The organism is Thalassococcus lentus, from assembly GCF_028023555.1.
Taxonomy (GTDB): Bacteria; Pseudomonadota; Alphaproteobacteria; order Rhodobacterales; family Rhodobacteraceae; genus Thalassococcus_A; species Thalassococcus_A lentus.
Window position 1 is genome coordinate 85505 of record NZ_JAQIOY010000009.1, and the last position, 23461, is coordinate 108965.

25 protein-coding genes are annotated in these 23461 nt (G+C 58.2%); 12 read left to right on the forward strand and 13 right to left on the reverse strand.

Annotated elements, in window-relative coordinates:
• Window positions 1-855, reverse strand: a complete 855-nt coding sequence (locus tag PFY00_RS17100) for an urea carboxylase-associated family protein (protein WP_271433808.1) — start codon at window positions 853-855, stop codon at window positions 1-3.
• 147 nt (window positions 856-1002) lie between these two features.
• Between PFY00_RS17100 and PFY00_RS17105 the strand changes: the two genes are divergently transcribed.
• A complete protein-coding gene (locus PFY00_RS17105) occupies window positions 1003-1182 on the forward strand; it encodes a hypothetical protein (RefSeq protein ID WP_271433809.1) in 180 nt (59 codons plus the stop codon).
• A gap of 169 nt (window positions 1183-1351) precedes the next feature.
• Here PFY00_RS17105 and PFY00_RS17110 read toward each other — a convergent pair whose 3' ends face one another.
• The 11 genes from PFY00_RS17110 to PFY00_RS17160 all read right to left on the reverse strand — a co-directional run bounded on the left by PFY00_RS17110 (window position 1352) and on the right by PFY00_RS17160 (window position 9212).
• Window positions 1352-2131, reverse strand: a complete 780-nt coding sequence (locus PFY00_RS17110; protein ID WP_271433810.1) for a succinate dehydrogenase iron-sulfur subunit — start codon at window positions 2129-2131, stop codon at window positions 1352-1354.
• A 9-nt stretch (window positions 2132-2140) separates the two neighbouring features.
• Window positions 2141-2467, reverse strand: a complete 327-nt coding sequence (locus PFY00_RS17115; protein ID WP_271433811.1) for a hypothetical protein — start codon at window positions 2465-2467, stop codon at window positions 2141-2143.
• 17 nt (window positions 2468-2484) lie between these two features.
• Window positions 2485-2778, reverse strand: coding sequence for a hypothetical protein (locus tag PFY00_RS17120; RefSeq protein WP_271433812.1), 294 nt, complete (start codon window positions 2776-2778; stop codon window positions 2485-2487).
• 2 nt (window positions 2779-2780) lie between these two features.
• Window positions 2781-4583, reverse strand: coding sequence for a succinate dehydrogenase flavoprotein subunit (sdhA, locus tag PFY00_RS17125; protein ID WP_271433813.1), 1803 nt, complete (start codon window positions 4581-4583; stop codon window positions 2781-2783).
• Between the two features lie 69 nt (window positions 4584-4652).
• Entirely contained in the window at window positions 4653-5024 is a 372-nt protein-coding gene (sdhD, locus tag PFY00_RS17130) for a succinate dehydrogenase, hydrophobic membrane anchor protein (protein WP_271433814.1), read from the reverse strand.
• Window positions 5025-5035: 11 nt separating this feature from the next.
• On the reverse strand, window positions 5036-5419 hold the full coding sequence (gene sdhC / locus PFY00_RS17135; protein ID WP_271433815.1) for a succinate dehydrogenase, cytochrome b556 subunit: 384 nt from the start codon (window positions 5417-5419) through the stop codon (window positions 5036-5038).
• 237 nt (window positions 5420-5656) lie between these two features.
• Entirely contained in the window at window positions 5657-6433 is a 777-nt protein-coding gene (locus tag PFY00_RS17140; RefSeq protein ID WP_271433816.1) for a DUF4344 domain-containing metallopeptidase, read from the reverse strand.
• A gap of 97 nt (window positions 6434-6530) precedes the next feature.
• A complete protein-coding gene (locus tag PFY00_RS17145; RefSeq protein ID WP_271433817.1) occupies window positions 6531-7556 on the reverse strand; it encodes a MaoC family dehydratase in 1026 nt (341 codons plus the stop codon).
• Between the two features lie 42 nt (window positions 7557-7598).
• Complete coding sequence (locus PFY00_RS17150) at window positions 7599-7802, reverse strand: DUF1737 domain-containing protein (RefSeq protein WP_271433818.1); 204 nt, start codon at window positions 7800-7802, stop codon at window positions 7599-7601.
• Window positions 7803-7806: 4 nt separating this feature from the next.
• Window positions 7807-8355, reverse strand: a complete 549-nt coding sequence (locus tag PFY00_RS17155; RefSeq protein WP_271433819.1) for an NnrU family protein — start codon at window positions 8353-8355, stop codon at window positions 7807-7809.
• Window positions 8356-8360: 5 nt separating this feature from the next.
• Complete coding sequence (locus PFY00_RS17160) at window positions 8361-9212, reverse strand: HpcH/HpaI aldolase/citrate lyase family protein (RefSeq protein ID WP_271433820.1); 852 nt, start codon at window positions 9210-9212, stop codon at window positions 8361-8363.
• A 296-nt stretch (window positions 9213-9508) separates the two neighbouring features.
• On the opposite strand from PFY00_RS17160, the gene PFY00_RS17165 reads away from it, so the two are divergent.
• Window positions 9509-9829 (forward strand): hypothetical protein, encoded by a 321-nt coding sequence (locus PFY00_RS17165; protein WP_271433821.1) that lies wholly within the window; start codon window positions 9509-9511, stop codon window positions 9827-9829.
• 19 nt (window positions 9830-9848) lie between these two features.
• Here the strand turns inward: PFY00_RS17165 and PFY00_RS17170 are convergent, their stop codons facing one another.
• Window positions 9849-10574: a sulfite exporter TauE/SafE family protein gene (locus tag PFY00_RS17170; RefSeq protein ID WP_408648478.1), complete on the reverse strand. Its 726-nt coding sequence runs from the start codon at window positions 10572-10574 to the stop codon at window positions 9849-9851.
• 191 nt (window positions 10575-10765) lie between these two features.
• On the opposite strand from PFY00_RS17170, the gene mdh reads away from it, so the two are divergent.
• The 10 genes from mdh to lpdA all read left to right on the forward strand — a co-directional run bounded on the left by mdh (window position 10766) and on the right by lpdA (window position 23372).
• Window positions 10766-11728 (forward strand): malate dehydrogenase, encoded by a 963-nt coding sequence (mdh, locus tag PFY00_RS17175; protein WP_271433823.1) that lies wholly within the window; start codon window positions 10766-10768, stop codon window positions 11726-11728.
• A 231-nt stretch (window positions 11729-11959) separates the two neighbouring features.
• On the forward strand, window positions 11960-12607 hold the full coding sequence (locus PFY00_RS17180; RefSeq protein WP_271433824.1) for a class I SAM-dependent methyltransferase: 648 nt from the start codon (window positions 11960-11962) through the stop codon (window positions 12605-12607).
• A gap of 233 nt (window positions 12608-12840) precedes the next feature.
• Entirely contained in the window at window positions 12841-14034 is a 1194-nt protein-coding gene (sucC, locus tag PFY00_RS17185; protein ID WP_271433825.1) for an ADP-forming succinate--CoA ligase subunit beta, read from the forward strand.
• Window positions 14035-14216: 182 nt separating this feature from the next.
• A complete protein-coding gene (locus PFY00_RS17190) occupies window positions 14217-14753 on the forward strand; it encodes a hypothetical protein (protein ID WP_271433826.1) in 537 nt (178 codons plus the stop codon).
• Between the two features lie 21 nt (window positions 14754-14774).
• Window positions 14775-15662 (forward strand): succinate--CoA ligase subunit alpha, encoded by an 888-nt coding sequence (gene sucD / locus PFY00_RS17195; protein ID WP_271433827.1) that lies wholly within the window; start codon window positions 14775-14777, stop codon window positions 15660-15662.
• A 3-nt stretch (window positions 15663-15665) separates the two neighbouring features.
• Complete coding sequence (locus PFY00_RS17200; protein WP_271433828.1) at window positions 15666-16418, forward strand: alpha/beta hydrolase family protein; 753 nt, start codon at window positions 15666-15668, stop codon at window positions 16416-16418.
• Between the two features lie 84 nt (window positions 16419-16502).
• Complete coding sequence (locus tag PFY00_RS17205; protein WP_271433829.1) at window positions 16503-19475, forward strand: 2-oxoglutarate dehydrogenase E1 component; 2973 nt, start codon at window positions 16503-16505, stop codon at window positions 19473-19475.
• A 4-nt stretch (window positions 19476-19479) separates the two neighbouring features.
• Window positions 19480-20997 carry a 2-oxoglutarate dehydrogenase complex dihydrolipoyllysine-residue succinyltransferase gene (gene odhB / locus PFY00_RS17210; RefSeq protein ID WP_271433830.1) on the forward strand — a complete coding sequence of 506 codons (1518 nt, stop codon included), beginning with the start codon at window positions 19480-19482 and terminating at the stop codon, window positions 20995-20997.
• A 424-nt stretch (window positions 20998-21421) separates the two neighbouring features.
• Complete coding sequence (locus PFY00_RS17215) at window positions 21422-21811, forward strand: MAPEG family protein (RefSeq protein WP_271433831.1); 390 nt, start codon at window positions 21422-21424, stop codon at window positions 21809-21811.
• Between the two features lie 172 nt (window positions 21812-21983).
• Entirely contained in the window at window positions 21984-23372 is a 1389-nt protein-coding gene (gene lpdA, locus PFY00_RS17220) for a dihydrolipoyl dehydrogenase (RefSeq protein WP_271433832.1), read from the forward strand.
• Window positions 23373-23461: the final 89 nt, after the last annotated feature.

The window sequence follows — 23461 nt, forward strand, 5'->3', positions numbered from 1 at the left end:
TCATCGGCCGTGGCTTTGATCATACCCATTTGGTTCCGGGCTTTGCCAGTCGGCCAAGGCACCCTCTGCCGGGCGCAAGACTTCGACCTGCAAGGGATAGCATTGCGCCACATCTGACGTGTGGCTGGCAGAACAATCGCCGCCCGGACAGGCCGAAAGGGCGCCCAGAACGTCGATCTCGGCGAAGAAGGTCAGATGATCCCCCGGCCTCACAGGTGAGGCCTTCATGAAGTACTGCCCGGTGTCGCGCGTAAAGCCCGTGCACATGAACACGTTCAGAACGTCGTGCACATGCGGCTCGGCCTCTTGCAGACTGACCCCCAAGGCATCCGCCAGCGCGCGGGTCAGATTGGAATGGCAACAATGGTGATACTGAACGTCCGAAAGCAGATTGCCCGTATACGGATCACAGCGCGTACCGATGACGTCGTGTACCGACCCGCCGAAACGATCCATACCGTACCACGCCAGACTGTCTTCGACGATTGTCGCCATGGGACGCAAATGCGGAAAGCTCGACCACATGCGTTCACCGATGGTCACATGCGTGCCATGCAATGCCCGTGTCTTGCCTGAATAGAAGCGTTCCGACAGATCACGCGCGTTCCACAAGTTCAGGTCCCCAACCTGCGGTCCCTCAACTGAAGTAACCCGAAAGAAACTGCCTGCGGGCGCTTGGAACGTGCAGGCCTCACGCGGGGCAGCCTGAACAACCGAAACCGTTTCCGCAGTATCCAGAGCATTTTGGTAAAGCGCCAAGTCAGACTTTGGCAGTGTTTCATTGGGGTAGCAGATCACAGGCTCAACCGCGCGGCGGTCGTCTGCGTCAGAGGGCGGGGTTACGTACTGCGTCATACTTGATCCTGATTGTGTGCCAGACCACTCAAGACCCGGCAGGCCATTTTGACAAGACCCGGACGTCGTTTAGCGATCTTGCTCAGGTGGGGGACGCAAACAAACCTGTGGTGATTTCCCACGTGGCGCGGTGGTTTCCGCCCCACAATGAACACACCGCCACTGGCTGTCTGCACCCCGCTGCGGAAATTCACGCCAGCGGCAAATCCGCGTTTCACGATTGGTGAAGAGCACCAGCAGAATGAAAGCGATGACAAGACCAACGACGACGAGCACGGCTCACCCCTCGGGACGATCAAAAGCGGTGGACGGATCGAACAGGTTTGAATGCAGCACGACTACAAAATCCGCAATGGCGCCGGAGCATACTGCACCTGCCATAGTTTTGATACGGCTATTCAGCGCAAAAAGGCAAAACCGGGACCATCAATGACCCAAGCCGCAACACGCGCAAAGGCTTCGGACCGTGCGAAACCCACACGGCCCGAGGTCTCAATCAAACGGCGCGATCCACCATCATCTTCTTGATTTCAGCGATGGCCAGCGCCGGGTTCAGGCCCTTTGGGCAAGTCTTCGCGCAGTTCATGATGGTATGGCAGCGGTAGAGTTTGAAAGGGTCTTCCAACTCATCCAGACGCTCGCCCGTGGCTTCGTCGCGGCTGTCGATGATCCAGCGATACGCATGCAACAAGGCTGCTGGCCCGAGGTAACGATCGCCATTCCACCAATAGCTGGGGCAGGACGTTGAGCAGGATGCGCACATGACGCATTCATAAAGACCATCAAGCTTTTTGCGATCCTCGATGGACTGCTTCCACTCCTTGGCCGGGCGGTTCGTCTTGGTTTCCAGCCATGGCATGATAGAGGCGTGCTGGGCATAGAAGTGCGTCAGATCCGGGATCAGATCCTTGACCACCGGCATATGGGGCAGCGGATAGATCTTCACGTCGCCGTCGATCTCATCCAAACCGTAGATACAGGCCAGCGTGTTGATGCCGTCGATGTTCATCGCACAGGATCCGCAGATCCCCTCACGACAGGACCGGCGGAAGGTGAGCGTCGGGTCGACTTCGTTTTTGATCTTGATCAGTGCATCCAGAACCATCGGGCCACACTGGTCCATGTCCAGAAAATACGTGTCGACGCGCGGGTTCTCACCGTCGTCCGGGCTCCAACGATAGATGCTGAACTTGCGCACATTGGTTGCGCCTTCCGGTTTCGGCCATGTCTTGCCGGTACGGACCTTGGAGTTCTTGGGCAGTGTGAATTGAACCATCTGTCGCTCCTATCGAAGAAGGGCCGGCAAGCCTTCGGCCGCCAGGCAGGTCAGGGTCTCAGGCTTTGAGACGATGTCAGACACGATCTGTGCCGTATTCTCATTTGGGCCAACAACTGCATCGGCCGCCAACGCGCGGATCTGGACCGCCGAGGCATTGTCGATGATGCAGTCAACCGCGGGCTGCAAGGGAACGCCCGGAAAACGTTCGGCAATGACTGGTGTTATGGCCGAGCGTGCCGCTTCTCGGGCGATCTGATCCTGCGCCTGCGGCGAGCAGGCCGAAGCAAACAGCGCCATTCCCAGAACCGGCGCCGCCAGAAACCGTGTTTTCAATTTTGAACCCGCATGTCTCAATTGGATTTCACCTCAACCGAATGCGGCGCCAAGCGTTCCTTGATGCAGGCCAAAAAGGCGTCTTTTTCCTTGCGGTAGTCCGCATTGCTCGCCGAGCTGCCTTTGACCTTCTTGAACTGCAATCGGACCCCGTTTGCGCCGCTCTTCTTTGTCGATTTCAGATAGACGACACTGGTATCAACCGCCGCACGGCAAGCCGAGCTGGCATCAAAGGCCAAAAGCACGGGGTTTGCCTGCGCCTGCGTCGCAAGGAGCATCGCAGACAGGGCTGATGCGCATACAAATTTCATCGTCAGAATGTCCTTGCCTTTGGCGCAATCCGCTTCAACTCGATCCCGCCCTGATCTTCGCTGGTCAGCGGATCAACCACAACCGGACGGTAGCTGAGATCGACCTTCTCGGCGTCGACCCGCGCAATGGTGTGTACGCGCCACTTCTTGTCGTCACGCTCAGCGTAATCTTCATGCGCATGGGCACCACGGCTTTCCTTGCGGGCCTCGGCACCGGCAATGGTCGCCAATGCGTTCGGCATCAGGTTCGCAAGCTCCAGCGTTTCCATCAGGTCCGAGTTCCAGACAAGGCTGCGGTCCGTAACCTTCAGATCACCCATTTTCCCAGCAATGGCCGTCATTTTTTCGACGCCTTGCTTAAGCGTGGCATCGGTGCGGAAAACAGCAGCGTCCGCCTGCATGGTTTTCTGCATTTCAAGACGCAGATCAGCCGTTGGTGTGCTGCCATCCGCATGACGAAGCCCGTCAAAGCGATCAAACGCCTTGTCGATTTCAGCGGTTGGTGCAGTGGGTGTTGGTGCATCGGCATCAACAACTTTGCCCGCCCGGATTGCGGCGGCACGGCCAAAGACCACGAGATCGATCAGCGAGTTGGAGCCAAGGCGGTTGGCCCCATGCACAGAAGCGCAGCCCGCTTCGCCAACGGCCATCAGACCCGGCACAACGGCATTTGGATCTTTCTTGGTCGGATCCAGCACTTCGCCCCAGTAGTTGGTCGGAATGCCGCCCATGTTGTAGTGCACCGTCGGCAGAACCGGGATCGGTTCCTTGGTGACATCGACACCTGCAAAGATCTTGGCGCTTTCAGAAATACCCGGCAGACGTTCCGCCAGCGCTTCTTTGGGCAAGTGAGACAGGTTCAGGTGAATGTGATCACCGCCCGTGCCAACACCGCGGCCTTCGCGAATTTCCATCGTCATGCAGCGCGAAACGTAGTCACGTGGCGCAAGGTCCTTGTAGTTCGGCGCATAGCGCTCCATGAACCGTTCGCCTTCGGAGTTGGTCAGGTAACCGCCCTCACCGCGCGCGCCTTCGGTGATTAGGCAGCCCGAACCATAAATGCCGGTCGGGTGGAACTGAACAAACTCCATATCCTGAAGCGGCAGACCCGCACGGGCCACCATGCCACCGCCATCGCCGGTGCAGGTGTGTGCCGATGTGGCGCTGAAGTAAGCACGGCCATAACCGCCCGTCGCCAGTACGACCATCTTGGCGTTGAAGACATGCATGGTGCCGTCGTCCAGCTTCCAGCACAGGACGCCCTTGCATTCACCGTCTTCCATCAGAAGATCGATGGCGAAATACTCGATGTAGAACTCGGCGTTGTTCTTGAGCGATTGGCCATAAAGTGTGTGAAGGATCGCGTGGCCTGTCCGGTCCGCCGCAGCACAGGTTCGCTGAACGGGCGGACCTTCTCCGAATTCGGTTGTATGGCCGCCAAACGGGCGCTGATAGATCTTGCCTTCTTCGGTCCGGCTGAACGGCACGCCATAGTGCTCCAGCTCGTAGACCGCCTTGGGTGCCTCGCGCGCGAGATACTCCATAGCGTCGGTGTCACCCAGCCAGTCAGAGCCCTTGACCGTGTCGTACATGTGCCACTGCCAGCTGTCGGGGCCCATGTTGGACAAGGACGCCGCGATACCGCCCTGCGCCGCAACCGTATGTGAACGGGTCGGGAAAACCTTGGTCACACAAGCCGTGCGCAAGCCCTGTTCCGCCATACCCAGCGTGGCGCGCAAACCTGCGCCACCAGCGCCCACTACCACAACGTCATAGTCATGGGTTTCGTATTCATATGCAGCCATTGTTCATACCTGTGTCTGCGGGCCGCGCCTGCATGTCTGCCGGGCGGCGTGTCATTCAGAATTCAGCGATCAGAGAGCCAGCCGCGCGATAGCAAAAACACCCACCGCTGCAGCGCCGTAGCTGACGCAAGTCATCACGAGGATCAGCACTTTTTCCATCGTGCCGTGTACGTAGTCCTCGATCAGGACCTGCACACCATCGTTGAAATGCTTGAAGCCGACCAACAAGGTCAGCGCGGCGATGATCGCGGGGAACGGGCGGCTGTAGTAGGCGACCACTTCCTCATAAGTGCCCCCGAGGATCCCACCAAAGGTGAAGATGAAAAGCGGGACAAGGATCAGCAACGCAACCGAGCTTTTCTTCATCGCCCAGAAATGGTCGGTTCCGGTCTTTGCGGACCCAAGGCCCACAACGCGTTTACGGTCTGTCAGAAATGCCATTGAAACGCTCCTCAGATCACGATGACGGTAAAGATGGTCAGTACGACCGACCCGATGACGACGATCCAGCTCAGGATGTCCGCGCTTTCCAGATCAAGCATCTTGGCATTGTCCCAGATCAGGTGCCGAACACCTGCAAGCGTGTGATACCAAATCGCCCAAAGCGACCCGAGCATGACGAGATCACCGAACCATGAGGTCAACACCGCGTTTGCTACGGCGAAATAGGATTCGGAAGTCGCAGCGGCCAGAAGCCACCAGACGATCATCAATGACCCGACCAGCAACGCATTGCCGGTGATACGGGTCAGAATGGAAGTGATTGAGTTCAACTGGGGGCGATACACCTGCAGATGCGGCGAAAGCGGGCGATTGCCCCGGTTCACGTCGGCCATGACGAAGTCCTTTCGGTTCCCTTGGAGGGATTTGTAACGTTTTTATTCTACAAGTCACGTGCCCGAGGCGGGACGAGGCGCCGCAGTCAGGCTGTTTTTCGAAAAAATTCGCGTGATTTTCGAATTTTGTGATCACACTTAAAAACATGTGATCACAAAAGTCATCTGTTTGCCACTGTGGCGTTGCTGCACAGCAGCATGTACCGAGAATCAACCAGATGCGGGGTCAGGCGTGGCTTAGTCCGCCATTTCGGCAAACAAGTCCCGCAGATGGTCTTCGAATTCCAGACACATGGTGATCGAGCCGTCTGACGGATCATAGAAGGCGTTTGCCTCGCCACAGTGCTCAACACGAACCGGAATGTCGTCCGGGTAGGAGAACACATCATTCAAAGCGGACACCTCAGCCAAGACCACATCGGCGGTCAGGTTATCGCGCGTCCCTTCGAAAACCAGCTTGCCCTCGGCATCTTCATTTTCAAGATCGTCAAAAACCGGGCCCCAACTGTCCTGCGCCAGTTCAAACTCTTCTTCGCAGGTTTCAAACCGTTCCTCGGGCAAGCCGAGATCCTCAGCCACATCGTTGCGTTCATCCGGATTGGCCCCGACAAACAGGCAAACGAGCGTGTAATACCGCTGCTCATCCGGCCCATGCACATCCCAATAGGCAACGTCGGCGCCTTCGCTTTGCGCGATTTCAGCCTCAGCCAGAAATCCGAAAGCCGCATCATAGGCGATATCAACTGCGCTTGGCTCATCAAACTGGTCATTGATCAGCAGGATCGACGCCACGTCTGCGGCGTCTTCCTCTTGTCCGAACACCGGCAATCCAAGGTGATCGATCAGCGCATGGCCCAGTTCATGATAAAAGATCGAAATCAGGTTCGCTTCAACAAAAGCATCTTCGCGATCTTGATCGGCATGCAGTGCAGAGGCAGCAGCAAACAAACCGACTGCAAGCCCCGCACCCCAAACTGCACGTGTGCAGTCCGTTGATAACCCCGGAATTTTCATATCAGCCCCCTGATGCCGCTGCTTGAACCTGAGGCAGTCAAACATGGCGCGGGCGGTTTGTAAAAGAGCAGCGCGAAAACCGTTTCGTTCGACGGGATCAGAGCGGCATCAGCGCCCAATAGTCGAGATCCAGCAATACATCCGGCCCGTATTTTCCGTCTTCACCTTTCAGCGCAAAGGGTTGACCGCCCTTCGTCGCAACCAAACGAAGCCGGATTGCACCCACGCCCGGCGCAGATGTTTCAGCTTTATCCAGCACTTCGGACCAGGCTTTGACCGTATTGCCCGCAAAACACGGATTGGCATGCGCCCCACCGTTCAAGCCGACAATCATCTGGGCGTTGGCCAAGCCATTGAACGACAAGGCACGCGCCATCGAAATCACATGCCCGCCATAGATCAACCGACCGTCCGGACGGAACGTCAGATCAAAATGCACCTTGGCTGTGTTCTGCCACAGGCGCGTTGCCATCATGTGTTCGGCTTCTTCAATCGTCACGCCATCAACGTGATCGATCTGCTCGCCGATCTCATAGTCGCCCCAGCGATGCGGCTCACCCGACAGAGTGAAGTCATAGTTCGTGAAGTCCAGCCCCTCAGGAATGACCAGATCCTCTGGTGCCAGAACCTTTTTGAGATCCGGCAGCGTGGTTTGTGGTGCAGGCGCATCAAGATTGCCTTTGCGCACCATGACCCAGCGGCAGTATTCCAGAACAGTTTCGTCACGCTGGTTCAATCCACGGGTGCGTACATAAACGACCCCGGTTTTACCGTTCGAGTTCTGTTTCAGACCGATGACTTCAGACGATGAACGCAGCGTATCCCCGGGATAAACAGGCTTCAGCCAACGGCCCTCTGCGTAACCAAGGTTAGCAACCGCGTTGAGCGACACATCTGGCACTGTCTTGCCAAACACCACGTGAAAGGCCGCCAGATCATCAATCGGAGACGCGGGCAGTCCGCTCGCTTGTGCGAACTGATCCGAAGAATAAAGCGCGTGACGGGCCGGGTACAACGCGTGATACAGGGCCCGTTCGCCGCCTGAAACCGTCCGGGGCACAGCATGGTCGATCACCTGACCCAGCTGATAATCTTCGAAATAACGCCCCGGATTGGTCTTCATGAGTATCTCCTTCAGTCGCACAACCGCCCTACAGTCTGGGCGCTAATGCTCTCCTAGTTTGGTGTCGGGTGTGTAGGTGCCGGGCGCTTCCTTGGTAACGGCCTGACCGCAACGCATGACGCCATTTGCGGCGTCAAAGGCATAGGTGGGATCGCCGTGCAGCGCCCACCCCTTGTTCAGCGCATCCGTCACTTTGTGGCAAAACGCGGATGTGTCGTCAGCCGTCAGAAAACGATACAGTTTCATAACATCACCCCGGGAACGGCCAGACACCCAGCCAGGTGTGGATGGCGGTGATGACGGCAAACATGACGATAGTGATGATCACCAACAGCTTGTTCTTTGAGGGATCGCCAGGTTCCGGGCGGTTCCACTCTTCGGCGCGGTTGATCAACGCAACAGAGCCACCGGCCCAAAGCAGCATGCTGCCGAACAAAATGATAGAAGCCAGATCACCGTTCGCCAGCAAATGCGCAACGGCCCAGATCTTGACTGCCAGCAATTGCGGATGGCGCAGTTTACCGCGAAGCGTTCCGGTGGTGGCTGACATCCCATAGATGAAAACCGCGACCAGCATCAGAAGGTTGTTGATGTGAACCATGAAACCAGGCGGGTTCCAGACAGTCACGATCTCGGCCCCACGATATCCGGTGATGATCAGAACAAGGCTGACAATGATCGCAAGGGCAGCAATGCCTTTGCCCTTGTCGCCCATGTTGGCACGGGCATCGGGCGCAAGGCGCTTGAAGAAATGGGCGGCGACCCAGAGGGCAATGCCGGCTACGAGAATGGCAAACATGAAGATTACTCCGCAGAGAGGGTTTCTATTGCCTCTGCTTTTGCCAGTATTTCACGCGCCGTGGCAACGTGCAGGTTTTCGACGATCTTTCCATCGACGACTGCAACGCCCTGCCCTTCGGCTTCGGCGGTTTCGAATGCTTCGATTTGACGACGGGCCAGATCGACTTCGGCCTCGGATGGGGCGAAGGCCGTGTTGGCGATATCCAGTTGCGCCGGATGGATCAGCGTTTTGCCATCAAAGCCCATGTCCCGACCTTGATCACATTCAACCTTGAGGCCTTCGTCATCCTTGAACGCGTTGTAAACGCCATCGACGATCACACAGCCATGGGCCTTGGCAGCCAACAGGCACAAGCCCAGTCCGGCCTGCATTGGCAAACGGTCAGGGCGAAACCGGCTTTGCAGTTCCTTGGCCAAATCATTTGTGCCCATGACCATACCCGCCAATTTGGGGTGTGCCGCGATTTCCGCCGCATTCAGCATACCCAGCGGCGTTTCCATCATCGCCCACAGCGGCTTGGCGCACAGCGCGGCCAGCGCATCCAATTGCGCCGCGCTTTCTACCTTGGGCAACAAAACAGCATCGCAATCCATATCCGCAGCAGCACGCGCATCCGCTTCGCCCCATTCTGTGTCCAAGCCGTTGATCCGCACGATGCGCGTCCGGTTGCCGTAGCTCTGGGCCAGTGCCGTCTGCAGCGTGTCGCGCGCAGCGATCTTCTCAGCCGGAGCGACGGCATCCTCGAGGTCAAAAATAACCGCATCGCAGGGCAGGCCCCGTGCCTTTTCCAAAGCGCGATCCTTGCTGCCGGGTATATAGAGAACGGAACGGTAAGGGCGTGCACGCATGTCCATCTGCGACTCCAACGGTAATAAAGTTGCGCAGAAGGGGGCATTTTTTCAACGAAACTTCAAGGGCGTTTTTGCCGCATCGCAGAAAAACGTAGCGCAATTGCAGAAAGTCCGGCGCTTTTGATGCAACGGACGAGCCGTTAACCATTTGTCAGCCAGTCTAAAGGATCGTTTTCCACATAGATCGAAACAGCGACCATTCGGGCGGAACAGGGCCGTTCGGCACACTGAGAGGACGCATCGCATCGGGGCGCAACATAGTTGCCGAACCCCTCGTGCGCAGCCGAAAGGGCAGAGCTATGACGAAAGACTGGACCAAACTGGCGATACTGTCGGCAGGGTTTCTGATTGGGGCAGCAACATTGGTGGACGCACAAACCGCCACCACATGCGCGCCGCGCGAACAAATCGTCGAACGTCTCGCAGTGAAATATGGCGAGTCCCGGCAAAGCATGGGACTTGGTGGCAACAATTCCGTTGTCGAAGTCTTTGCGTCTCTGGAAACCGGCACATGGACCATCACTGTCACCACGGCCGCCGGTGTGACCTGCCTTGTGGCGAGCGGTCAGGCGTTTGAAGAGCTGGCCGAAGCGCTGCCCCCCAAAGGTGACGACGCCTGACCCCATTTGGCAAAGGCACTCAGGTGACCGCGTCCCAGATCAGTTTGATCCCTGTCAGGGTCAGCAAAACATAGGTAATGGCAAAAAACAGGGGCGCCGGGACGCGGTGGTGCGCCTTGATGCCAATCCATGTGCCCAGCACCGCAAAGGGTGCCAGTGCCAACCCAAGCAAAAGCGTTTCACGGGTGAACACGCCAAGACCTGCATAAAAGAACGATTTGAGCAGATTGATCGCCCAGAAGACCAGAACTGTGGTGGCCTGATAGGTCGTTTTGTCCAAGCCTCGACCGAGCATGTAGATCGCCGCAGCCGGCCCGCCCGCGTGGCTGACATAACTCGTAAAGCCCAGTCCAACGCCGCAAGTTAGCCCGGCCTTTTGCCCGAACTCGATACGTTCAAGACCAAGCCTTTGTGATTTCTGCGCCGCCTGCCAGGCCACAAAAGCCAGACAGATCACACCGATGAGCAAGCGGATCGCATCTGGATTCGCCCAGGCAAGAAACAATGCACCCAGTACAGTGCCCGGAACGCCGCCAATCAGCAGGATCCGCGCAACCGGCCAGTCCCATTTGCGCCAATAGCTGGGCAGGCTGCTGACATCGATCAGCATGAGCAATGGCAGCATCAGCCCCAAAGCGATCTCGGGTGGCAAGACCAGCGCCAGAATCGATGCGCTCGCAAAAGCCGCGCCAGAGCCAAATCCGCCTTTTGAGATGCCCGCAAAGACCACAGCCGGCACGGCCATCAAGAAAACCTGAAAAGTCAGAATATCCACGCTGTGCCCCTTTAAGCCCTCACATCTAAAGGGCTTTAGCCTGTTCGCAACCCCGTGCACAGCCCCACCGCGCCGCTGCGCCGCAGCGCAGCACCCTTGCACGATGCGCCGCAAAAGCCTAACCACGCGCCCAAACTCACGAAGGACCGGAGATCATTTTCATGGCCAGACCCAAGATCGCCCTTATTGGCGCGGGACAGATTGGTGGCACCCTTGCCCACCTCGCAGCAATGAAGGAACTGGGAGATGTCGTTCTGTTCGACATCGCCGAAGGCACCCCCGAGGGAAAAGCACTCGACATCGCCGAATCCGGCCCGTCCGAAGGCTTTGACGCCCGCCTCAAGGGCACACAGGACTACGCTGACATCGCTGGTGCCGACGTATGCATCGTGACCGCCGGTGTTCCGCGCAAGCCCGGCATGAGCCGCGATGACCTGCTCGGCATCAACCTCAAGGTGATGAAAGCCGTTGGCGAAGGCATCCGCGACAACGCACCTGACGCCTTCGTAATCTGCATCACCAACCCGCTTGATGCGATGGTCTGGGCTTTGCAGCAGTTCTCGGGTCTGCCGACCAACAAGGTCTGCGGCATGGCCGGCGTTCTGGACAGCGCGCGTTTCCGCCACTTCCTGTCGCTTGAATTTGATGTCTCCATGAAAGACGTCACAGCCTTCGTTCTGGGCGGCCACGGCGACACCATGGTTCCCCTGACCCGCTACTCGACCGTGGCAGGCATTCCTCTGCCTGATCTGGTTAGCATGGGCTGGACAACACAGGACAAACTGGACGCCATCGTTCAGCGTACCCGCGACGGTGGCGCCGAAATCGTCGGCTTGCTGAAAACCGGCTCTGCCTTCTACGCACCCGCCACTTCCGCGATCGAAATGGCCGAGGCCTACCTCAAGGATCAGAAGCGGGTTCTGCCATGTGCCGCCTACTGTGACGGCGAATTCGGCCTTGATGGCTTCTACGTTGGCGTCCCGACTGTCATCGGCGCCGGCGGCATCGAAAAGGTCGTGGACATCAAGATGACCAAGGACGAGCAGGCAATGTTCGACAATTCGGTCAACGCGGTCAAAGGTCTGGTCGAGGCCTGCAAAGGCATCGACGGCTCGCTCGCCTAAGCCTTGGCTAAAGAAATTTTGAAGCGCCCGGTCCCAGTGCCGGGCGTTTTTGTTTTGGAACGCCAAAGCATTGCACCGCGCAGAAAATTGGATGTTTCGGTGCGTAGGCAGGAGCGGTTAGAGTGCATCAGCCATTAACTCATTTTTCGAGCCCCCGCAGGAATTGGATCCAAAGTGACTTCAGACAACCGTAAAACGCCCCGCGCAAACCGTCAGCCCAACAAACCCTCAATGCCGCGGTCTGAATGGATCAAACTGCCACCCTCCGAACGCATTCCGATCATCGGCCACCGGGCGTTTGTGGGCGGGCAGGCTCCAGAAATCTGGTATGGGATTGGGCGGCGCCAGTTTCACTTTCTGGTCTCGCAGGGATTGTGCCCTGACCATCGTTTTTTGGATATTGCCTGCGGAAGTCTGAGGTTGGGCCAATATCTGATCCCCTATCTTCAGACCGGTCACTACCAGGGACTTGAAGCTGAACCAGCCTTGGTCGAAGCCGGCCTACGCGAAGAGCTTCTTTTTGACCTTAACGAAACAAAAAAACCAACTTTCGGCTACGGATATGATTTCGATTTCAGCTTTGTCACCGGATTTGACTATGCGATTGCACAATCGCTGTTTACCCACCTGACGGCCGAAGACATTCACCTGTGCCTCAAAAACCTTCGCCCCGTCGCTCAAGAAACGAGTCGGCTGTTTGTGACGTTTTCAGAAGGGGATGCCATCAACGAAGACAGCACATCTGATGCGCATAAAAAGTGGCAATACACGTTCCCGGCACTTGAACAGATCACAAATGATGCGGGTTGGTCTGCGCACTACATCGGCGACTGGGGGCATGAACGCGGGCAGAAAATGGTGCGGCTGCAAATTCGCTAATATGTGCAGTCGCAGAAAGATGCCGGAAACATGCTAATTTTAATAGAAAGCGGCGTGTTCGAATCACGTTGCCGATGAGTTGAATATTTTTGTGATCACACTTTTTTAAACTGTGATCACAAATGTCGAAAAAATCCCTGAAATTGCTGATCTGCGTCAATGTTTCCTTTTATTGCACCCTGTAGTCCTGCCAATACCTAAGGAAATCGAAGCAAGACGGGGGCTCCCATCCGATGAATATCCATGAATATCAGGCCAAGGCGCTGCTGCGCAGCTACGGCGCACCCGTTTCTGACGGTCGCGTTGTTCTGAAAGCAGAAGAAGCCAAGACCGCCGCAGGAGAAATGGACGGCCCGCTTTGGGTAGTCAAAGCACAGATCCACGCGGGTGGACGCGGCAAAGGCAAATTCAAGGAGGCCGATGCTGGCGAAGCTGGCGGTGTCCGTCTGGCCAAGAGCGTGGAAGAAGCCGCACAAGAAGCCAAGAAGATGCTGGGCCGCACGCTGGTCACACATCAGACCGGCCCTGCAGGCAAGCAGGTCAACCGCATCTACATCGAAGATGGCTCGGGCATTGAGACCGAAATGTATCTCGCCTTGCTGGTGGATCGCCAGACAAGCCGCGTGTCTTTCGTCTGCTCGACCGAAGGCGGCATGGACATCGAAGAAGTGGCTGCGGCCACCCCTGAAAAGATCCTGTCCTTCTCTGTTGATCCGGCCACCGGCTATCAGGCCTACCACGGCCGCCGTGTTGCTTTCTCGCTGGGCCTCAAAGGGGCCCAGGTCAAGGAATGCGTCAAGCTGATGGGCATTCTCTACAAAGCCTTCATTGAGAAGGATATGGAGATGCTGGAAATCAATCCGCTGATCGTCACCGACGCGGGTTCGCTCAAGGTGCTGGACGCCAAAGTTGGCTTTGACGGCAACGCGGTCTACCGCCACGCCGACATTGCCGAATTGCGCGACACCACCGAAGAGGACCCCAAGGAACTGGAAGCCTCCAAGTACGACCTCAACTACATCGCTCTGGATGGTGAGATCGGCTGCATGGTGAACGGCGCGGGTCTGGCCATGGCGACCATGGACATCATCAAGCTGTACGGTGCCGAGCCTGCCAACTTCCTCGATGTGGGCGGCGGCGCGACCAAGGAAAAGGTGACAGAGGCATTCAAGATCATCACCTCTGACCCCAACGTCAAAGGCATTCTGGTGAACATCTTTGGCGGCATCATGCGCTGCGACGTCATCGCCGAAGGCGTGGTCGCCGCGGTGAAAGAGGTCGGCCTGCAAGTACCGCTTGTTGTCCGTCTTGAAGGCACCAACGTGGAAGAAGGCAAAGCGATCATCAACAACTCCGACGTTGACGTAATCGCCGCCGACGACCTCAAGGACGGCGCCCAGAAGATCGTGAAAGCGGTTAAGGGGTAATGGGCCTGATGCCGCTCCGCGTTTCGATATCTCTGAGCCTGTGCGCTGTCGTGCTGGCTGGGTGCATTAACCCGCCTACTGGTACGGCGGATGTTAGTCGCTCTCCTGCCGATGCAAAAAGCTTTGCTGTGGCGCGAAAAGCAGTCGAGGCTTGCGCAAAAATGCCGGATCGGAAACGAGTCGTGAACGCGTTCCGCACGTTTGGGTTTCAGGTTGCCGAAGAAAAAATTGCTCTTCGCAACGGGCGCGAAACGACCCGGAGAGTAATACAGGCGCCAAACCCGGCAGTGTCGGTTCTGTTCCACGGAAGCACTTGCGTCGTCGGACTTGAGAGCATGACGCCGGAGCAATCCAACCAGTTGGCGCGAACTTGGGTGCTGGCCTACGAGGCGCAACCAAACTCAAGGTTGGCAAATATCGTTTCCGGTGCTTGGCGCTCATTCTTTACTGAATCTGCGCAGCTTCCGGTGCGGCCAGCCCTGACTCATCGGATCTATATCGCCGCATATAAGACGTGGCCAAGCGGTCCGTATGATCCGCAAAGGAACGTACCATTCAACATTGATGGTCTCTTCCCAGACAAGCCCGGCGCGGCAGTCAGACTTACCTATGTTATTGATTGCGATCCGTTGGTCAAAACCGATGCAAACACCACGCTCCTGCTGTCGTGCGATCCAGCCGGCGGAACGGGCGAATATTACGAAATCAAAACCCGATAAAAGAAATTAGGAGCCAATCAAATGGCAGTCCTCGTAGACGAAAACACCAAAGTCATCTGTCAGGGCCTCACCGGCTCGCAGGGGACATTCCACTCTGAACAGGCTATTGCCTATGGCACCAAGATGGTCGGCGGCGTGACCCCCGGCAAAGGTGGCACAACGCACCTTGATCTGCCGGTCTTCAACTCGGTCCATGAGGCCAAGCACGTAACCGACGGCAACGCTTCGGTCATCTACGTGCCCCCGCCCTTCGCCGCGGACTCGATCCTCGAGGCGATCGACGCCGAGATGGAGCTGATCATCTGCATCACCGAAGGCATCCCGGTGCTCGACATGATGAAGGTCAAGCGCGCGCTGGAAGGCAGCAAAAGCCGCCTGATCGGCCCCAACTGCCCCGGCATCATTACACCTGACGCCTGCAAGATCGGCATCATGCCCGGCCACATCCACAAGCGCGGTTCCTGCGGTGTGGTTTCGCGCTCGGGTACGCTGACCTATGAGGCGGTTAAACAGACCTCTGATTCCGGTCTGGGCCAGTCCACAGCCGTGGGTATCGGCGGCGACCCTATCAAAGGCACCGAGCATATCGACGTGCTGGAAATGTTCCTTGCCGACGATGAAACTCAGTCGATCATCATGATCGGTGAAATTGGCGGCTCGGCCGAAGAAGAAGCGGCAGAATTCCTCGCGTCCGAAAAGAAAAAGGGCCGCTGGAAGCCAACCGCCGGTTTCATTGCTGGCCGCACGGCGCCTCCGGGCCGCCGCATGGGCCACGCCGGTGCGATTGTCGCGGGCGGCAAAGGCGGCGCCGAGGACAAGATCGAAGCCATGCGCTCAGCTGGTATCGTGGTGGCTGACAGCCCGGCGACACTGGGTGAGGCCGTTCTTGAAGCCATCGACAAAGGCTAAACCATGCGCGTTGCCCCTTTGCGTTCTTTTGCCACTCACCTAGTCACAGCCTTTGCGCTGTGGCTGGGTAGCTTTGCCCCCGCGTTTGCGCTTGATATGGGGCAAATGGCCGGGGACGTCTGGGGCAGCGGCAACCGCAACCTCGTGGTGATCCTGCACGGCGATGGTGGCCCGGGCCGCTATGACAGCTATGCCAAGGCGCTTGCCTCCGCCGCCAAAGGCACCACGGTTGTTACCCTTGTCAGACCCGGCTTTCGCGGCTCAGCGGGACGGTCCAAGGGTACAAACAGCGGCAAGGATCACTACACCAGCCGCAACAACAAACTTCTGGCCGCCTCTCTGGCGGCGATGAAAAACGATCTGCGCCCGCAGCGTATGATCGTGGTCGGTCATTCCGGTGGCGCAGGACAGCTGGGTACGGTCATCGCGACCGCCCCGGGCATTGTCGATGTCGCTGTTCTGGTCTCTTGTCCCTGCAACGTCCCAAGATGGCGCATCCATCGACGCGGCAAGAACAACTGGACCGCCAGCCAATCGCCCCACAAATACGCCAAAAAGGTATCGCGCAACACCAAGGTCGTGGCCATCACCGGTGCCAATGATCCGAACACACGCCCCCATTTGGCCGAAGAATACGTGACCCTCGCGCGCAGCGCCGGGGTCAATGCCAGCCTGTCAGTGCCGAAAGGCGTGAACCACAAGTGGTCGTCGCTCGTCCGGCACGTTGATGCTGCAATCCGCAAGAACTTGCGATGAGGCACGCATGAGCATCCAGTCCACGCTTTCGTCTTTCCAACCCGGTCCCAGAAAAAACGGTCCCAACCGTAACGAGGTAGCCCAATGACCGATCAATCTTCAAACGACCAGTTCCATGCCTCCAGCTTTATGCAGGGGCACAACGCCGAGTACCTCGAACAGATGTACGCGCGCTATGCGGCCGACCCCAATGCGGTCGATGAGGCTTGGCAGGCCTTCTTTCGCGAGTTGGGCGACGCTGAACTGGACGTCAAGAAAGAGGCCACCGGCCCATCCTGGGCGCGAAGTGATTGGCCTCCGGCCCCTGAAGATGACCTGACCGGCGCGTTGACCGGCGAGTGGCCCATGCCGATGGTGCCCGCCGAAGCCAAGGGCGCAGGCAAAAAGATCGCCGAGAAAGCCGCCGAAAAGGGCATCGAGGTTTCCAATGAGGCGATCCAACGCGCCGTTTTGGACAGCATTCGCGCGCTCATGATCATCCGGGCCTACCGGATCCGGGGCCATCTGGCCGCCGACCTCGATCCATTGGGTATGCGCGACAACTCCAACCATCCGGAGCTCGACCCCAAGTCTTACGGCTTTACCGAAGCTGACATGGATCGCCCGATCTTTATCGACAATGTTCTGGGCCTTCAAATCGCGTCGATGCGCCAGATCATCGAGATCGTCAAACGCACCTACTGCGGCACCTTTGCGCTGCAGTACATGCACATCTCTGATCCGGAACAGTCTGCATGGCTCAAGGAACGGATCGAAGGGTTTGGCAAGGAAATCCAGTTCACCCGCGAAGGTCGAAAAGCCATCCTGAACAAGATGGTAGAAGCCGAAGGCTTTGAGAAATTCCTGCACGTCAAATACATGGGCACAAAACGTTTCGGCCTTGATGGTGGCGAGTCGCTGATCCCGGCAATGGAACAGATCATCAAACGCGGCGGCGCGCTCGGTCTCGAAGAGATCGTCTTCGGCATGCCCCACAGGGGTCGTCTGTCCGTTCTGGCGAACGTTATGGGCAAACCCTACAAGGCGATCTTCAACGAGTTCCAGGGCGGCAGCTTCAAGCCCGAAGATGTCGACGGTTCCGGCGACGTGAAATATCATCTTGGGGCGTCCTCGGATCGTGAATTCGATGGCAACTCCGTGCACCTGTCACTGACGGCCAACCCCTCACACCTCGAGGCGGTGAACCCTGTGGTTCTGGGTAAGGTCCGGGCCAAGCAGGACCAGAAAAACGACGACGCCCGCACCAAGGTTCTGCCGATCCTTCTGCACGGCGATGCTGCCTTTGCAGGTCAGGGTGTTGTGGCTGAATGCTTCGCGCTGTCGGGGCTGCGCGGTCACAAGACCGGCGGCACGATCCACATCGTCGTGAACAACCAGATCGGCTTTACCACCGCGCCGCACTTCTCGCGTTCGTCGCCGTACCCAACGGATAACGCTCTGGTGGTTGAAGCGCCGATTTTCCACGTGAACGGCGACGATCCAGAGGCCGTGGTGCATGCCGCCAAGGTCGCAACCGAGTTCCGCCAGAAGTTTGGCAAGGACGTGGTTCTGGATATCTTCTGCTACCGCCGCTTTGGTCACAACGAGGGCGACGAGCCCATGTTCACTAACCCGGTGATGTACAAGAAGATCAAGAGCCACAAGACCACCCTTTCGCTCTATACGGAACGACTCGTCAAAGATGGCCTGATCCCAGAAGGCGAAATCGAGGACATGAAGGCCGCGTTCCAGTCTTACCTGAACGAAGAGTTCGAGGCTGGCAAAAGCTACAAGCCGAACAAGGCCGACTGGCTTGATGGACGCTGGTCGCATCTCGACAAGCAAAATGCCGAAAAATACCAGCGCGGTGAGACCGCAATCAAACCCGAGACCATGCAGCAGGTCGGTAACGCCCTGACCCGGGCGCCCGATGGCTTCCCGCTGCACAAGACGGTTGCGCGGCTTCTGGAAACCCGTGGCAAGATGTTTGAAACCGGTGAAGGCTTTGACTGGGCCACCGCCGAAGCCATGGCCTTTGGCTCGCTCATGACCGAAGGGTACCCGGTTCGTCTCGCGGGTCAGGACAGCACCCGCGGAACATTCAGCCAACGGCATTCCGGCCTGATCAATCAGGAAACCGAAGAACGCTACTACCCTCTGAACCATATCCGTGAAGGGCAGGCCCGCTACGAAGTGATCGACAGCGCCCTGTCTGAATACGCGGTTCTGGGCTTCGAGTACGGTTATTCGATGGCCGAACCCAACGCGCTCACTCTTTGGGAAGCGCAGTTTGGAGATTTCGCCAACGGTGCGCAGATCATGTTCGACCAGTTCATCAGCTCTGGCGAATCCAAATGGCTGCGCATGTCTGGCCTTGTCTGTCTCATGCCGCACGGCTTCGAGGGTCAGGGCCCCGAGCACTCGTCCGCACGCCTCGAACGCTTCTTGCAGCTTTGCGGTCAGGACAACTGGATCGTGGCGAACTGTTCGACCCCGGCGAACTACTTCCACATCCTGCGCCGCCAGTTGCATCGCAGCTTCCGTAAACCGCTGATGCTGATGACGCCCAAATCGCTGCTGCGACACAAGCTGTGCATCTCGGACGCCGATGATTTCACCACCGGGTCCAGCTTCCACCGCGTGCTTTGGGATGATGCCCAAAAGGGCCATTCCGACACCAAGCTGGTTAGCGATGACAAGATCAAACGCGTCGTCATGTGTTCGGGCAAGGTCTACTACGATCTTCTCGAAGAACGCGACAAGCGCGGCATCGACGACATCTACCTGCTGCGGTTCGAACAGTTCTATCCGTTCCCGGCCATTTCGGCCGTCAAGGAACTCGAGCGGTTTAAAAACGCAGAGATGATCTGGTGCCAGGAAGAGCCCAAGAACCAGGGCGCCTGGAGCTTTATCGAACCCAACATTGAATGGGTCCTTGGCCGCATCAAGGCCAAGAATGCCCGCCCACGCTATGTGGGACGCGCCACATCGGCTTCGCCCGCGACGGGCCTCGCCTCTGCACACAAAGCACAACAAGCCGCGCTCGTAGACGAAGCGCTGACGATCGAAGGGAAATAAGACAATGACCGAAGTACGCGTCCCCACCCTGGGCGAATCCGTGACCGAGGCCACCGTGGCAACATGGTTCAAAAAGCCCGGCGATAGCGTCGCAGTGGACGAAATGCTCTGCGAGCTGGAAACCGACAAGGTCACGGTCGAGGTTCCCTCACCCGTGGCCGGCACTCTGGCCGATATCGTGGCCGGAGAAGGCGAAACCGTCGGCGTGGATGCGCTGCTCGCCAATATCACCGAAGGCGCGGCAGGCTCTGCCGAGGCCCCCAAAGCCGCGGCCGCCGCAGCTGGCTCCAGTGCCGCAGCCCCCGCAGCAGGCGGCGATTCCGTCGATGTGATGGTCCCCACACTGGGCGAGTCAGTCAGCGAAGCCACCGTTTCTACATGGTTCAAGAAAGTCGGCGACGCAGTTGCCCAGGACGAAATGCTCTGCGAGCTGGAAACCGACAAGGTTTCCGTCGAGGTCCCGGCGCCATCCGCTGGCACTCTTGCCAATATCATCGCGGGCGAAGGCGATACGGTTCAGGCGGGTGGCAAACTGGCGGTGATCTCGGGTGGCAGTGCCCCGGCCCAACCCGCGGCAGCAGCGCCTCAGGCCGCACCAGCCGCTGTCAGCGCCAGCGCCGCCAAAGACGTGAAGGATGGCCCTGCTGCCGAAAAGGCCATGGCCGAAACAGGCGTCAGCCGTGATCAGGTTCAGGGCACAGGCCGCGATGGCCGTGCAACCAAAGCCGACGTTGCCCGCGCAGCTGCGGCGGCGGCCGCCGCACCGGCCGCAACGCCGGCACCCACAGCCGCCCCCCGCGCGCCCGTGCCAGCCGATGACGCCGCCCGCGAAGAACGGGTCAAGATGACCCGCCTGCGCCAGACCATCGCCCGTCGCCTCAAGGACGCACAAAATACAGCCGCCATCCTGACCACCTACAACGAGGTGGACATGACCGAGGTCATGGCGCTGCGCAAAGAGTACAAAGACCAGTTCGAGAAAAAGCATGGTGCGCGCCTTGGCTTTATGTCGTTCTTCACCAAGGCCTGCTGCCACGCCCTGAAAGAAGTGCCCGAAGTGAACGCCGAAATCGACGGCACCGACATCGTCTACAAGAACTTCGTACACATGGGCGTCGCGGCCGGCACCCCGCAGGGCCTTGTTGTGCCGGTGATCCGGGACGCGGATTCCATGTCCTTCGCTGAGATCGAAAAGGCCATCGCAGAAAAGGGCAAACGCGCCCGCGACGGCAAGCTCTCCATGGCTGAAATGCAGGGGGGGACCTTCACGATCTCCAACGGCGGCGTCTACGGCTCGCTCATGTCCTCGCCGATCCTGAACCCGCCTCAGTCCGGCATCCTCGGCATGCACAAGATCCAGGACCGCCCGATGGTGATCAACGGCGAAATCAAGATCCGCCCGATGATGTACCTCGCGCTCAGCTACGACCACCGCATCGTCGACGGCAAAGGCGCTGTGACCTTCCTCGTCCGTGTGAAAGAGGCGCTCGAGGACCCACGCCGGTTGCTGATGGATTTGTAAGCTCAGAGATGGAACGGTCGGCGCCTTCTCAAACCCATAGAGGCAACCTGCTCATCTTCGGATGTGTAGTATGGTCATGCGTTGCGGGTGTCGGCCTGTTTGCATTGGATGCACCGATCCACAAAAGCGGCTTTTATGGCTTCGCTATGTTATCAACTTGGCTTGTGCCGTTAATTGTCGGCTTCGTTCTAGTCGGTCACTGGTTGGGGCGACCAAGATCAAGATGGTTCAAGTTAAGGGCAAACTTTCCTTTTTTCCTCTTTCTTGCATGGATGGCAGCAAGGCAGGTCTATGGCTATGAAGCGACCAACAGACTGGTTGGGGATTGGGTGCTCTCTAATTGGAATTGGATCGCCTACATTTTGACATTCGGCATCCCGGGCGTTTTGTTTCTATTGCTCAGCCGCAGAGGCCGCAGGCAAACATGACCCCCGAACTCACCGCCCTCACCCTCGCCGCGCTGCTTCAGGTGGCGCAGTTCTGCCTCTACTCGTTTCTGGGCAACCGTCAGGTCGGGGTCCGCAAGGCACTGGGCCCGCGGGACGCCAAAATCGAACTCACCGGCTATGCCGGCCGGGCCCAGCGCGCATTGAACAATCACTTCGAAGGGCTGATCCTATTCGGCATCGCGGTCATGATCCTGACCTACTCGGACCAGACCACCGAACTGACCTCGGCTTGCGCCGCGCTCTACCTGATTGCACGCGTCCTTTACGTTCCGGCCTATCTCTTCGGTCTCAGCCCATGGCGCTCTGTCATCTGGTTCCTTGGCTTTGGCGCAACCACCGTCATGCTGATCGCGGCGCTGATATGACCATCCCCGCACTCCAATCCGACCCGGCTCTTCTTTGTGCCTCAAATATCCCGGGGGAAGGCGCGCCAGCGCCGCGGGGGCAGCGCCCCCTGCCCCCGGCCCGAATTTCTCATCCCGTTTGCACGGAAAACCCATGCCCTGTGCATCGCTGATCTAAAGACAGGAGACCCCAATGTCCCAATATGATGTCATCGTCATCGGCTCTGGCCCCGGCGGCTATGTGGCTGCCATCCGCTGTGCCCAGCTCGGCCTGAAGACCGCCTGCGTCGAAGGCCGCGAAACGCTCGGCGGCACCTGCCTGAACATCGGCTGCATCCCGTCCAAAGCACTGCTGCACGCCAGCCATCAGCTGCACGAAGCCGAGCACAACTTCGCCAAGATGGGCCTCAAGGGCAAAAGCCCATCGGTCGACTGGCCACAGATGCTCGCCTACAAGGATGACGTGATCGGGCAAAACACCAAGGGCATCGAGTTTTTGTTCAAAAAGAACAAAATCGACTGGCTCAAGGGTTGGGGCTCCATACCAGAGGCTGGCAAGGTCAAGGTTGGGGACGACATTCACGAAGCCAAGAACATCATCGTTGCCTCCGGCTCCGAGCCGACCTCCATCCCCAACGTTTCAATCGATGAAAAGATCGTGGTCTCATCGACCGGCGCGCTGGAACTAGGCAAAGTGCCCAAGAAGATGGTTGTGATTGGCGCAGGTGTGATCGGGCTCGAGCTTGGGTCCGTCTATGCACGGCTCGGGACCGAAGTGCAGGTTGTCGAATTCCTCGACACCATCACGCCAACCATGGACAAGGAAGTGTCCAAAAGCTTCCTCAGACTGCTGAAGAAGCAGGGCCTGTCCTTTACCCTGGGTGCCGCTGTGCAGGGCGTTGAAACCACCAAGACCAAGGCCAAGGTCACCTACAAATTGCGCAAGGACGACAGCGAACACACGGTTGATGCCGATGTGGTGCTCGTCTCAACCGGCCGCAAACCCTACACCGATGGTCTGGGCCTCGAAGCGCTCGGCGTGGAAATGTCCGACCGCGGCCAGATCAAAACCGACGCGCATTGGCAAACCAACGTCAAGGGCATCTACGCCATCGGTGACTGCATTGACGGGCCCATGCTGGCCCACAAGGCCGAAGACGAAGGCATGGCCGCAGCCGAGGTGATTGCAGGCAAACATGGCCACGTGAACTACGGCGTCATCCCCAGCGTGATCTACACCCACCCCGAGGTCGCCAGCGTTGGTGCAACCGAAGAAGAGCTCAAGGCAGAAGGCCGCGCCTACAAGGTCGGTAAATTCAGCTTTATGGGCAATGGCCGGGCCAAGGCCGTCTTTGCCGGTGACGGTTTCGTCAAACTGCTCGCAGACAAGGAAACCGACCGCATTCTTGGCGCACACATCATCGGACCGGCGGCCGGTGACCTGATCCATGAGATCTGTGTCGGAATGGAATTTGGCGCATCAGCCGAGGACATCGCACTGACCTGCCATGCCCACCCCACCTTCTCCGAAGCTGTGCGCGAGGCGGCTCTGGCCTGCGGCGACGGCGCAATTCATAGCTGAGGGCGATATGAACTGTCCGGTTTTGATCGGTACCGTCAGGACGGGCTTGGCTCGTGACGATGCCGGAGCAGCCTATCGAATGCCTCGGC